Source organism: Actinosynnema sp. NPDC049800, assembly GCF_040656635.1.
GTDB lineage: Bacteria > Actinomycetota > Actinomycetes > Mycobacteriales > Pseudonocardiaceae > Actinosynnema.
Map to the genome: position 1 here is coordinate 1 of NZ_JBFAMT010000107.1, position 13178 is coordinate 13178.

The window sequence follows — 13178 nt, forward strand, 5'->3', positions numbered from 1 at the left end:
CCGGAGCTGACCATCGCATCGGTCATCTGCCGGATCAACGTCTCGCTGATGTTGCAGCCGAACGTGTTCCACGAGTTCCACCCCATCGGCGGCGTGCGCGCGACGCCGTTGTCCAGGGCGCGGGCGGGGTCGGCGTTCAGCATCGTCACCGTGCCCGCCGCCACCAGCAGGGCCGCGGACACGGCGTGCACGACGCGATGTCGCCGGGATGGGTGTGCCATGGTCGTGGTCCCTTCCGGTGTTCGGTGTCGTGGCTCGCGCGACGCGCGGCGGCCCAGCGTCGCCCGGCGGACACCGGCAGGGTCGGGCCCTGCCGGCCAACCCCGATCTCCAGTCGAAGGTAGCGATGCGCGATTAGGCCGGTCAAAGCTAAAATGTGATCGCTCACTTTAGCTACTCGTGAGCGATCGGCATCGAATGACATTCGACAAGGTCACATAAGCGCAGCTCAGCGCCGACAGGGACAAAGTTGCTCCATTCAGTGCAGCGTCTCGGGACATTTCCCAAGCGCACTACTTGTGAGCGCGAACAATGTGGGCGACACTGGCTCGCACCCGGACTCGCGGAGCGCACCGATCACGCGGTGCTCCCCCTTCCGCGAGGCCCGCCGGTCCGTGCTCACACCGCGAACGACGCCCGCGCGCCGCCCAGCACCCGGCGACCCGGCGGTGCCGGACCGGTCGAACGGTCCTGCCCATCCCACCCGCCACGTGCGGCGGGTGCCTTTCGGTGAAGGTGTCGAAGATGAAGCTGACAGCGAGGTCAGTGTCACGAGTGGTGCTCGCGGCGACGTTGATGGCCACCACCACGGGCGGCGTCGCGTTCCTCGCGACCACGTCCGCGAGCGCCGCGAGCACTCTCGGCGCGTCCGCGGCCCAGAGCGGCCGCTACTACGGCACGGCCGTCGCGGCCGGCAGGCTCGGCGACTCCACCTACGTCGGGATCCTGAACCGCGAGTTCGACATGGTGACGGCCGAGAACGAGATGAAGATGGACGCCACCGAGCCCAACCAGAACCAGTTCAGCTTCGCCAGTGGCGACCGCATCGTGAACCACGCGCTCGCCCAGGGCAAGCGGGTGCGCGGCCACACCCTCGCCTGGCACTCGCAGCAACCGCGGTGGATGCAGGGCATGGAGGGCTCGGCGCTGCGCTCCGCGCTGGTCAACCACATCAACCGGGTCGCCTCCTACTACCGGGGCAAGATCTACGCCTGGGACGTCGTGAACGAGGCCTTCGCCGACGGCGGGTCCGGCGGGCGTCGCGACTCCAACCTCCAGCGCACCGGCAACGACTGGATCGAGGTCGCCTTCCGCACCGCCCGCGCCGCCGACCCCGGCGCCAAGCTCTGCTACAACGACTACAACACCGACAGCTGGGCCGCCGCCAAGACCCAGGGCGTCTACCGCATGGTGCAGGACTTCAAGAACCGCGGTGTGCCCATCGACTGCGTCGGCCTCCAGTCGCACTTCGGCACCGGCATCCCGAGCGACTACCAGACCACCATCCAGCGCTTCGCGGCGCTCGGCGTCGACGTGCAGATCACCGAGCTGGACATCGCCGGTTCCGGCAGCCAGCAGGCCGACAGCTACCGCCGCGTGACCCAGGCGTGCACCGCCGTCGCGCGGTGCACCGGCATCACCGTGTGGGGCATCCGCGACACCGACTCCTGGCGCTACCCCAACGACTCGCCGCTGCTGTTCGACGGCTCGGGCAACAAGAAGCCCGCGTACCAGGCGGTCCTCGACGTCCTCAACGCGGCAGGGCCGACCACCACCACCACCACGACCACGACCTCCGGCACCACGACGACCACCACCACGACGCAGAACCCCGGCGGCGCCTGCACCGCGACCGCGTCGTTGAACAGCTGGAACGGCGGGTTCGTGGCCAACATCAAGGTCACCGCGGGCGCCTCGGCCCTCAACGGCTGGTCGGTCTCGGTGTCCCTGCCGGCCGGCGCCACCGTCACCAACCAGTGGAGCGCCAACCGCAACGGCTCCACCGGCACGGTCGCCTTCACCAACGTCGACTACAACGGCTCCGTCGCGGCGGGCCAGTCGGTGGAGTTCGGCTTCCAGGCCACCGGCAACGCCACCGGTCTCACCCCGACCTGCTCGGCGCGCTGAGCCGAGCCCGCCCGGTCGGCGCGTCGAGGCGTCGACCGGGCGGACCGGTTCCCCGTATCGTCTCCCCGGAGATCACCTTGGTTCCGGCGAAGGGATCATCCGATGACGACGCAGCACGACGACGTGACCCGCCACTTCCCCGCCAGCCGACACCTGCCGCCACCCGAGGTCAGACCGCTGCCGGAGGCGCCGACCTCCACGTGGCGGATCATCGGGCCGGGTGTGGTCGCCGCGGGCGTCGGGTTGGCGTCCGGCGAGTTCATCCTCTTCCCCTACATCGCGTCCCAGGTCGGCCTGGTGTTCGTCTGGGCGGCCCTGGTGGGGCTGGCCACCCAGTACTTCCTGAACATGGAGATCGAGCGGTACACGCTCGCCACCGGCGAGACCGCGCTCACCGGTTTCAGCCGCTACTGGCGGCACTGGGGGCTGGTGTTCGCGGTCCTGACCATGGCGGCGAACCTGTGGCCGGGTTGGGCGACCAGTTCGGCGACCATGGTCACCTACCTGTGGGGCGGCGACGTCCGCTGGATCTCCATCGGGATGCTGCTCGCCATCGGGCTGATCCTCACGCTGGCGCCGGTGGTGTACGTGGCGCTGGAGCGGACGGAGATGCTGAAGGTCGCGGCGGTGATCGTGCTGCTCGCGGTCGGCGCGGTGGTGGCGATCTCGGCCGACACGTGGGCCGAGGTGCCCAGGATCGTGACCGACGCGAGCATCCCGATCGACCCGCTCGGTCTCGCGTTCCTGACCGGCGCGCTCGCCTTCGCGGGCGCGGGCGGCGGCCAGAACCTGGTGCAGAGCAACTGGATCCGGGACAAGGGCTTCGGCATGGGCAAGTACGTGCCGCGGATCAAGAGCCCGGTGACCGGCAAGCCCGAGGCCGCGCCGAGCACCGGGTTCATCTTCGAGCCGACCGACGAGCACCTGACCCGGTGGCGCGCGTGGTGGCGGTTCGCGAACCGCGAGCAGCTCTACACCTTCGTGCTGATCACGTTCGTGTCCATCATGTTCACCTCGCTGCTCGCGTACGCGACGGTCTACGGCAGGCCCGGGCTGCCGAACAACATCGGGTTCCTGCGGATCGAGGGCGAGGTGCTGAAGGAGACGGTCGGCGCCTGGTTCGGCACGCTGTTCTGGGTGATCGGCGCGTTCGCGCTGTTCGCCGCGGCGCTGGGCATCGTGGACTACTCCAGCCGCCTCGTCGCGGACGTGGTCAAGACCGCGTACGCCAGGAACGTCAAGGAGAGCACGCTCTACTTCGCCGTGGTGTGGGTGCTGGTGCTGGTGGGCTGCGCGATCGTGCTGGCCGGTCTCGGGCAGCCGCTGATCCTGCTGGTGATCTCCGCGTGCGTGGGCGGGTTGATGATGTTCCTCTACTCCGGCCTGCTGATCGTCCTCAACCGCAAGGCGCTGCCCGCGCCGATCCGCATCCGCGCCGTCCGCGTGGCGGCGCTCGGCTGGGCGGTGCTCCTGTTCGGCGTGCTGAGCGTCATGACGATCATCGAGCAGACCGGCAAGCTGTTCGGCGACTAGACCCGACCCGGTTCATCCGCCGACAGGTCCGGCCGTCGTCCGCCGGCCGCGCGAGTGGGTTCGATCGCGCGGCCGGCGGCTCAGCGTTCTTCCTGGATGCCGGTGTACTGGTTGGGCATCACGACGCAGTACAGGCCGCCGGTCTCGTTGGTCAGGCAGTAGACCGGCCGGGTCTGGTCGGAGTTGCCCGCCTCGCGCTGCTCGCCGACCTTCTGGATGGTGATGCGTCCCGGGTCCTTGGCCGGCTCCGGCACCGGCTTGTCCCACGGGTGCCACGCCAGCAGGCCTCCACCGATACCGGCGACGAGGATCGCGGTGGCCAGCAGGCCGTGGCCGGGCCGGGATTGATCGGTCGTCGCCGGAGGCCGGGGCGGCGACGGTTGCGGCACAGGAGTTTCCGGGTGCGACATGGCGGACAGTTGAACATCATCGCGGCCTCGACCGGACAGGCGGTCACGTCCGGCGCGTGAGCCGGGGATCCGCCCGCTCGACCGGACGCGAAGCCGGCCACGCGCCCGTGGTCACCGCGCGGAGGAGCCATTCCAGCGGCCCGTAGCGGTGGCGGCGGAGCCACAGCGCGCTGAGTGCGAGCTGGACCGCGTAGATGCCGACGACGAGCCCGGCTACCGCGCCGTAGGACAGCGTGCCCACCAGGCCGAACCCGTAGGCGGTGAAGACAACGCCCAAGATGGCCGATTGCAGGAGGTAGTTCGACAGCGCGACGCGGCCCGCCGGGGCGAACACGGCTGCGACGCGGGTGTCGAACAGGCGCAGCAGCGCGGCCACGTACCCGCCGGCGAGGAGTGGCGCGGTGAGGACGGTGACCCCGATCGCGAGGGTCTCGGCGCCGCTCCCCGGGTGGTTCACCGCGACGTAGGCGTAGAAGCCGGCCCCGACGAGCCCGATCGGCAAGCCGGCGCGCAGCAGCCACGACCACAGTGCCCGGTAGCGCCGAGGTTCGGCGAGCACCTGCGACTTGCCCGCCGCGAACCCGAGCAGGAACATCGCCAGGGTGCTCGGAGCCTGCACGAACACGACGAGTTCGAGCGTGCCGGGCAACTGGCGCAGGTGTTCGGCGACAACCGTCGCCGCGGTTCCCCGGTAGGCGGCCACCGTTTCGGCGACCCGCGCGGACATCACGGTGGCGTCGACCGGGGTGTGGGTGAGCACGTCGAGCACGCCCAGCAGGGTCCACACCGTGCCGCTGACGAGCAGCAGACCCACCGCGAGCCGGACCGCGCGCCTCGGGGTGGTGCCGCGCAGCGCCAGCAGGACGAGGCCGAGCACGGCGTAGGTGACGAGGATGTCGCCGTGGAACAGGAGCACGGCGTGCGCGGCGCCGATCGACGCGAGCGCGACGTGCCGGCGCAGCATCCGTGACCGGAAAGCGACGCCCCGCCGCGCGGCGGCATCCATCTGCAGCGTGAAGCTGTAGCCGAAGAGGAAGGAGAACAGCAGGTAGAACTTGGTCTCGAAGAACATCGAGACGATCCACTGGACGGCCGGGTCGCGTGCCGGATCGGCGATTCCGGAGGCGTAGTAGCCGGTCGCGAACGCCCACACGTTGACAACCAGGATGCCGAACAGCGCGAACCCGCGCAACGCGTCCAACCGCTCGATGCGGGGTTGAGTAGTCACGGCGCCCTTTCATAAACCGAGTGGTCGGTCTAATATTGGATCCCGTCACCTCCACCGTCAACCCCGCTGGTTGAATCGGCCCATGCGCACCGTCGACCCAGCCAAGCGCGAGGCGAAGCGACTCCGGATCCTGGCGGCCGCGGCGCGGTGCTTCGCGCGCAAGGGGTTCGGCCAGACCCGCACGGCCGACATCTGCGCCGAGGCGGAGATGAGCTCGGGCAACCTGTTCTACTACTTCGACAGCAAGCAGGACATCTTCGCCGCGGTCGTCGAACAGGACGGCGCCGACACCGAGGCCCTGTTCGCCGACCTGTCGACCGCCGAGCCGTGGGACGCGCTGACGACGTTCTTCGACCTGGCGGTCGGCTTGGCCGCCGACGCGGACTACGCCCGGCTCACCCTCGAGATCGCCGCCCAGGCCCACCGCGACGAACGGATCGCCGCCCTGGTCGCGTCCAACGACCGGTTGGTGCGGTCCGGCCTGGCCGACCTGGTCGACCGGGCGACCGGGGCAGGCCTGATCGACCCCGGGCTGGACCCGGCCACGACCGCCACCTGGCTCGCCGCCCTGGTGGACGGCTTGTTCAACCGCGTGGCGGTGGACGCCGGCTTCGAGCCGAAGCGCGAACGCGAGACCCTGCACCTGGTCCTCAGCCGACTCTTGCGCCACGTGGACGACGTCGAATCCTGAGTGTCCTTCGGAACCTGACGGCGCCGCGACCAAGTGGCTCCACCGCACAAGCCCACGCTGTCACCGCGCGTGATCCCGGACCCGGCCGTTCGCCGGCAACCCGAGCGCCGTTCACCGGGGCCGGGTCGCGAGTGCTCGCCCGCGTGGAGGACGCGCGCTGACGACGTCGCGGTAGCTCCGCGTGACGTGACTACGATTTCGGGGCGAGGCCGGGGAAAGGTGTGGCCCGCTCTGGTTTTCCGCGGCGGAGGGCAGGAACGTGACGCAGACGCTCACCGCGGTCGAGGTCGCGGGGCCCCACCGGTGGCGGTGGGTGCTCGGCGACCGGTCCGGGCGGGTGTTGGCCGATCACCAGGTGGACCTGGAGGTGGGCACCGCCGAGTACGAGGCGTTCTGCGACCTGGTCGGGCACCTGGACCGCCACCGGCTGCCGCACGACCCGATCGGCTCGGAGGCCGCGGCCGTCGACCGGGTCAGCGCGTGGATCAGCGAGCGGGTGTTCGGCGACGCGCTGCTGTCCCGGTTGTCGGGCTCGGTGCGGGTGGTCGTGCCCCACGACGCGGAATTCCTGCTGTCCCGGCCGCTGGAGCTGGCCCGGGTCGACGGTGTTCCGTTGGCGCGCAAGCAGATCAGCCTGGTCTACGAACCCGCCGGCCTCGACCCGCCGGACGGCAAGGAGGACGTGGCCGGCAGCGTCCGGGTGCTGGCGCTGTTCTCCGTGCCCGCCCGCTCGTCGATCCTGGCACTGCGCCGTGAGCGGTACGAGCTGGCCCGGACCGTCCGCACGATCGCGGCGAAGTCCCGCAAGGCGATCGAGCTGCGGGTGCTGCAGTACGGCGTGACGCGGGAACGGCTCGCCGAGGCCGTCGAGGAGCACCCCGGCTGGGACGTGCTGCACGTGTCCGGCCACGGCGGGATCGGCGCGCTGGTGCTGGAGCAGGCCGACGGCGAGCCCGACGTGATCTCCACCGACGAGCTGGTCGACCTGCTGCGGCCCGCGCGCGACCGGTTGAAGCTGGCCGTGCTGTCGGCGTGCCGGTCCGGCGCGGCCGAGGCGGCGACCACGCTGCACGCGTTGGGGCTGGACGACCTGGCCGAGCAGGTCGCGCCGGACGGCGGCGGCACGGCCGACCAGGTCGGCTTGGCACGTGGTCTGGTGCGGGAGCTGGGCATCACGGCGCTGGCCATGCGCTACCCCGTGGCGGACGGCTTCGCCGTCGCGCTGGCCGGTGAGCTGTACCCGAGGCTGTTCGGCGCGGGCCAGCCGGTGGACCGGGCGGTCGCGCTCGCGCTGCCCAAGGCGGTGGGCGGACGACCGACGGCCGCCGTGCCCGCCGCGTCCATCGGCACGCCGATGCTGATCGGCGCCGGGACCGTGGGCCTGCGCGTGGCGCCGCCACCGGGACGTGTCGTGCTCGACCCGTACGCCGAGCGGATGGCGTGGTTCCCGCCCGAGCCGGAGCGGTTCGTCGGCCGCACGCGGGCGTTGGTCGAGGCGAGCACCGCGCTGGCGCCGGAGAGCGGGCGCACGGGCGTGCTGTTCGTCGGCATGGTGGGCGCGGGCAAGTCCGCGTGCGCCTTGGAGTTGGCGCACCAGCACCGCGGCCGGTTCGGCGCGTTGGCGTGGTGGAAGGCGCCCGAGCACCCGGACGACTTCGGCCAGGCGTTGGTCGGCCTGGCCACCGCGCTGGAGACCCAGCTCGGCATCCCGATGCTCGACGCGGTGGCCGGCGAGGCGGAGCTGCGCCGGTTCCTGCCCCGGTTGGCGGCGGTGCTGCGCGAGGAAGTCGTGCTGCTGGTGCTGGACAACGTCGACACGCTGCTGTCGGGCGACGCGACGTGGCGGGACCCGTTGTGGGGCCTGCTGATCGAGTGCCTCACCGGTCACCGCGGCCTGTCGCGGGTCGTGCTGACCAGCCGGGTGGCGCCCGCCGACCTCGACCCGGACCTCGTGGTGGTGCTGCCCACGCACGCGCTGTCGATCGCGGAGTCGGTGTTGCTGGCCCGCGAGCTGCCGCACCTGGGCGTGCCGCTGCGCGACCAGCCCACCGCCGAACGCGCCACCGCACGTTCCGCCGAGGACCTCCACCTGGTCCGACGCGTGCTGAACGTCGCGCAGGGACACCCGGAGCTGCTCGAACTGGCCGACGTCGCCGCGGCCGAACCGGGCAGGCTCGCCGAGGCGCTGGCCGCGGCGGAGGCGGCGGGGCACGACACGCCGGTCACCGCGTTCTTCACCACGGGCGCCAGCGAGCTGGACGGTCCGCAGTTCCTGCGGCTGCTCTCGGCGTGGACGGGCACGGTGCTGGCGACGTTGCCCGCGCCCGCCCGCACGCTGGTGGAGCTGCTGGCGCACGTCGAGGAGGACGAGCGCCGGCCGTGGATCGTGCGCGTGGTGTGGCAGGAGGTCTGGCGGGAGCTGCACGGGCAGGACGCGCCGGCGCTGGAGGCGGCGCTGGCGCCGCTGATGGCCGCGGTGCTGGTGGAGGTCGAGGGCGACGACCCGACGCAGGACGTCTACCGGCTGCACCGCGGCGTCGGCGAGGCGATCCGCGCGGGCGCCGACCCGGCGTTCGGCGCGCTGGTCGACGAGAAGACGATCGAGTGCCTGGCGGCGGTGTACGAGCACGCGCACGCCGAGGAGGAGCAGGGCCGCTCCGGTGAGGTGATCGTGCTGTCCGGCCTGGCCGCCACGCCGTACCTGCTGCGCACCGGTCGGTGGGCGCAGGCGGTCGACATGCTGGAGACGGCGACCGACCGCGATGTCGCCCCGGAGACCACCAACCGGGCGATGAGCTACCTGCGCCACATGCTCGACCGCGACGAGGACGCCCGCGAACGCCCCGCCGTGACGGCCCTGTACGCCAAGCTGCTGTCCCGGACCGATCCGCAGGCGGCGGCCGTGATGTTCCTGGACCTCGTCCGGCTCGGGGTCGAGGTCGCCCGGTTCGACATCGCCTCGCTCGCCACCTCGGAGTGCGCGCGGATCTTCACCGACCACGGCGACCTCGAAGGAGCGCTGGAACTGGCGCGCGCGTTGCCCGGCTACTCCGACCTCGCCGGGTACGGCCCGTGGACGCGGGTCGCCGACACGTGCGTGGAGCTGACCGTGCTGACCAGGATGGGACGGCACCACGAGGCGGCGGCACGGGCCGTGGAGCTGGTCGAGGTGGTCGACGGGCTGGACGACGACGGCGGCGAGCCGGAACGCGCCACACCGGTGAGCGTGCGGGGCGTGGTGCTGAGCACCGCGTTGGAAGCGGTCACGCGCTTCGGCGACTGGGACGTCGCGCTGGGGCTGTGCGAGCGGATCGACGCGCTGCACGTGCGGCGTGGCGCGACCGACCACGAGCGGGCGCGGTCGCGGCTCGACACGGCCGTGGTGCTGCTGGCGCTGGGCCGCGTCGACGAGGCGGAGGACGTGCTGCGGCACAGCCAGGCCGTGTTCGAGGACGCCGACGACACCGTGCTGCTCGGCGAGGTGTTCCGGCTGCGGGCCAAGGTGCGCGACGCGCTCGGCCGGCCGGAGGACGCGCTGGCCATGGCGCGGCCGGCGTTGCGGTACTCCTACGAGAGTTCCAGCCCTTCGGTGCTGGCCGAGGGCCACGACCTGCTCGCCACCCACCTGGCCGCCACGGGCGAGCACGGGCGGGTGTGCGCGGCGCACCGCGCGGCGGCGAGCGTGCTGCGTGCCGCGTCGTCGCACGCCGAGCGCGGCACCACCGTCGTGCAGCTGTCGGACCTGCTGGAGCACGGGCCGGACCTGTTCCCCGGCTCGCTCGAGGAGATGGTGCGCACCGTCGAGCAGGTGCCCGGTGTGCGGCTGGGCGTCGTGCTCGACATCCTGGTCCCGGACGACGCGGAGCTGGCCGAGCTGTTCGCCGACGTCGTCTCGGTGCCCCGGGAGAACCTGCGGATCGGTCAGGACGCCCTGGCCGACTACCGCGAGCAGCGCGAACTGCTCGTCACGGCCATCCACCAGACCGAGGAGGGCGGGCTCGACCCCGGTGTGTTCGGGGACGTGGACGAGACGAGCGCGGAGCTGTTCGCCGCGATCCTCGCCATGAGGCACCGCGACGCCGGGCAACGCCCGCGCGCAGCGCCGCCCGACGGCGAGCCGCGGCTGTTCGGCGCGCAGGTCGTGCCCGCGATGGGTGATCACCGCGGCGGCATCCGCTTCACCGACTTCGTGGAGCTGGACGGGCGGCCGTTCGCCGTCACCGCGGACGAGGAGGCCGTGCGGACGTGGGACCTGCGCACGCACCGGCAGGTCGGCGAGCCGCTCACCCGCTCCGGTCACCGCCTGCACGCGGCGGCCGTGACCACGTTGGCCGGGCGGCCGGTCGCGGTCGTGGGCCACGGGCCTGGTCTGGACGTGTGGGACCTGACCACGCGGGAGCACGTGACCGAAGTGGTGGCGCCGTACCGGTGGCGGGTGCGCGCCGCGATCTCCGCCGTGGCGTGCACGGTGTGGCAAGGGCGGGCGCTGGCCGTGACGGGCTCCTACGACTCCACCGTGCGCTTGTGGGACCTGGACCGCCGCGAGCAGGTCGGCCCGCCGCTCGCCGGCCACGACTCCGTGATCAGGGCGATCGCGTTCGGCGTCGTGGACGGGCGCCTGGTGGCGGTCAGCGGCAGCGAGGACACCACGGTCCGGGTCTGGGACGTGGAGCGGCACGAGCAGGTCGGCGTGCTGCGCGGGCACGACGACCACGTCGAGGCGGTCGCCGTCGGCGAGGTGGACGGCACGCCCGTCGCCGTCACCGGCAGCCGCGACGACACGATGCAGCTGTGGGACCTGCGCGAACACCGTGAGCTGGGTGACTACTTCGACGCGCACGAGGACCCGGTCGAGGCCGTGGCGTTCGGCGTGCTGCACGGCGCGCCGGTCGCGGTCAGCGGTGGCGACGACGAGGCGGTCCGCCTGTGGGACCTGCGGACGCGTGATCAGCTCGGCCCCGCGTTGACCGAGGGCCGGGTCGCCATGGGGATCACCGCGGTGGCCCTCGGCGAGGTGGCCGGCCGCCCGACGTTGCTGGCGGGCGACCGGGACGGGGTGCTGCGGGTGTGGGACCTCGACGTGCACCGGGAGATGGGCTTCGACGTGCCCGCGAGGTTCGCCGCCGAGCTGCCGTCGGAGTGGACCGACCCGGAGACCGGCGAGGTCTACGACCTCACCGGACCGATCGTCGACGACGGGGGTTCGCCGTGGCGCCAGGTCGACTTCGACGGCTTCGAGCCGATCCTCGCCGAGCCCGGCAGCGTCGGCGTCACGCTCAACCTCCGGGACGTGGACGACCGCTACGGCCTGACCGGCATCGTCAGCCCGCCACGTCAGCGACCGTCCGGCGAGGGCTGAAGCAGCCGGTCGTCCATCTGCCGGTGCGACACCAGCCCGGCCACGGCCGCGAGCGCGCCCGCGCCCAGGAGCACCGGCCGGGTGGCGTCGATGTCGAACGAGTGGTCCAGGAGGGTCACGGCCGTGGGGCCGACCAGGGTCACCAGCAGCGGGCCGAGGACGGTCGACAGGCCGAGGACCAGCTTCATCAGCGACTGGACCAGCGCCACCATCCGGCCGCGCATCGCGTCCTCGACCCGCGTGCCGATGATGGTGAGCCCGGTGAGGAACGCGATGCCCGCGCACGCGCCGACCACGGCCACCGCGACCAGGGCGAACCACAGGTGCGGCGCGAGTGACACGACGGCCAGGCTCACGCCCGCGCCCACGATCGTGACGCCGAACAGCCGGTTGTAGGTCAGCCGGCGGGACAGCTTCGGCGCGATCGCCATGCCCGCCGCCAGCCCGACGAAGACCGCGATGAACAACGTGCCGTAGGCGCTCTCGCCGCCGCCCAGGCTCGACGCGTAGAGCCTGGCGCTGCCGATCACCCCGCCCGCCGCGGCGAACGCGCCGGTCATGCCGATGACGAGGCCGCGCAGCAGCGGCGTCCGCCACGCGTACCGCAGGCCGTCGCGCATCATCACCAGGAAGCCCGGGCCGCCTCGCCTGCCCCGTGGCGCGGCCCGGCCGGACAGCTCCGGGATCCGCACCGCGATCAGGGCCGCGGACGACAGGTACAGCAGGCCGTTGACCACGACGGCGATCGTCGCGATGCGGAACTCCAGGTCGCCGTCCCGGACGCCCAGGTAGCCGGGGATGCCCGCGACCAGCGAGTAGAGGCTGAACCCGGTGACCGTGGTGATGCCGTAGGTCATCACCAGGCCGAGCTGGTTGGCGGTGTCGACCTGGTCCGGTCGGCGCAGCAGGTTCGGCACGGCCGAGTCCTTGGCCGGGATCCACAGCATCGCGCAGCAGCCGACCAGGAAGTTCGCCACGAACAGCCACCACGCCGTGCCGACGAACGCGATCGACAGGAACAGGCCGCCGCGGGCCAGGTCGCAGGCGACCATCACCTTGCGCCGGTCGAACCGGTCGGCCAGCACCCCGCCCAGCGGCGCGAACAGCACGCCGGGCAGCAGCTGGGTCAGGACCACCGCGCTGAGCGCGAACCCCTCCCACCCGTACCCTGCGGCCAGCTTCGTGACCAGACCGGTCAACGCCAGCAGCGACAGCCAGTCGCCGACGCTGCACAGGAACGTGACGCCCCAGAGCCGCCGGAACGGTCCGATGGACAGCACCGCCCGGACGCGGCGCGCCGTCGACGCCCCGGCCCCGTCCTCCTCGGCCACCACACCGACACCGTCGCCTTGAATGCCGCCACCCCCGCCGTAGTCGCAGATGATCAGACTAACGACGACGGGCCGGTGGCTCCCACGAGTTCCACGATCACGGCCGCCGGCGTGCCGGATCGCGCGTCGTCGCATTGGGCCGGGATGCCGTGTGACTTTCGACAAGTCAAGAAAAGTGCAGGTCACCGTGCCTCTCGAGGCCGGATTCAAGATCCTCGCGGCGGCGCGGAACCATATTGGCGACCAATGCGTCATGATCCGGTAGAGCCGAGCAACTGTGTTGGGGGTGCCACTGTGTCCGCTGCGTCCGTCGTGCCGATCCGGCCCGTCGTGGCCGTCGTGGCCGCTGTGGCCGCCGGGTCCATCGGGTCCGGGGTCGGCTGATGGCGGGCGAGAACCCCCTGGTCGAGGCGCCGCCGGCGGAGTCGGGTTCGTTCTTCAACGCGGGTACCGGTGACAACGGGTGGGCGACCGGTATTTCCATCGCGGAGTCGGCGAT

The 13178-nt window shown here is 72.0% G+C and carries 6 protein-coding genes and 2 pseudogenes; 4 read left to right on the forward strand and 4 right to left on the reverse strand.

Annotated features, from left to right (window positions below; translation table 11 throughout):
• Positions 1-221 (reverse strand): annotated as a pseudogene (locus AB0I91_RS44120) (glycoside hydrolase family 27 protein); the annotation flags it as partial.
• 523 nt (positions 222-744) lie between these two features.
• Here AB0I91_RS44120 and AB0I91_RS44125 point away from each other — a divergent pair.
• Together AB0I91_RS44125 and AB0I91_RS44130 are read left to right on the forward strand one after the other, a co-directional pair.
• Entirely contained in the window at positions 745-2127 is a 1383-nt protein-coding gene (locus AB0I91_RS44125; protein WP_499619243.1) for a glycoside hydrolase family 10 protein, read from the forward strand.
• A gap of 102 nt (positions 2128-2229) precedes the next feature.
• Positions 2230-3660, forward strand: a complete 1431-nt coding sequence (locus AB0I91_RS44130) for an Nramp family divalent metal transporter (RefSeq protein WP_499642222.1) — start codon at positions 2230-2232, stop codon at positions 3658-3660.
• An 80-nt stretch (positions 3661-3740) separates the two neighbouring features.
• Here the strand turns inward: AB0I91_RS44130 and AB0I91_RS44135 are convergent, their stop codons facing one another.
• Complete coding sequence (locus AB0I91_RS44135; RefSeq protein WP_498785749.1) at positions 3741-4070, reverse strand: hypothetical protein; 330 nt, start codon at positions 4068-4070, stop codon at positions 3741-3743.
• 43 nt (positions 4071-4113) lie between these two features.
• The gene (locus AB0I91_RS44140; RefSeq protein WP_499642225.1) at positions 4114-5298 is read right to left on the reverse strand and encodes a DUF418 domain-containing protein; all 1185 of its coding nucleotides are present in this window, start codon (positions 5296-5298) and stop codon (positions 4114-4116) included.
• A gap of 82 nt (positions 5299-5380) precedes the next feature.
• Between AB0I91_RS44140 and AB0I91_RS44145 the strand changes: the two genes are divergently transcribed.
• Positions 5381-5989, forward strand: a complete 609-nt coding sequence (locus tag AB0I91_RS44145; protein WP_499642227.1) for a TetR/AcrR family transcriptional regulator — start codon at positions 5381-5383, stop codon at positions 5987-5989.
• Between the two features lie 547 nt (positions 5990-6536).
• Positions 6537-11348 carry a CHAT domain-containing protein gene (locus AB0I91_RS44150; RefSeq protein WP_499642230.1) on the forward strand — a complete coding sequence of 1604 codons (4812 nt, stop codon included), beginning with the start codon at positions 6537-6539 and terminating at the stop codon, positions 11346-11348.
• Here the strand turns inward: AB0I91_RS44150 and AB0I91_RS44155 are convergent.
• Positions 11342-12682, reverse strand: a pseudogene (locus AB0I91_RS44155) (MFS transporter); the annotation flags it as partial. The gene AB0I91_RS44150 and the pseudogene AB0I91_RS44155 sit on opposite strands and share 7 nt — an antisense overlap.
• Between the last annotated feature and the right edge of the window lie 496 nt (positions 12683-13178).

What these genes read in the sequence shown, in the direction of transcription:
- AB0I91_RS44125 (WP_499619243.1), top strand. Translation starts at nt 745, where the DNA reads ATGAAGCTGACAGCGAGGTCAGTGTCACGAGTGGTGCTCGCGGCGACG.
- AB0I91_RS44135 (WP_498785749.1), bottom strand. Translation starts at nt 4,070, where the DNA reads ATGTCGCACCCGGAAACTCCTGTGCCGCAACCGTCGCCGCCCCGGCCT.
- AB0I91_RS44130 (WP_499642222.1), top strand. Translation starts at nt 2,230, where the DNA reads ATGACGACGCAGCACGACGACGTGACCCGCCACTTCCCCGCCAGCCGA.
- AB0I91_RS44145 (WP_499642227.1), top strand. Translation starts at nt 5,381, where the DNA reads ATGCGCACCGTCGACCCAGCCAAGCGCGAGGCGAAGCGACTCCGGATC.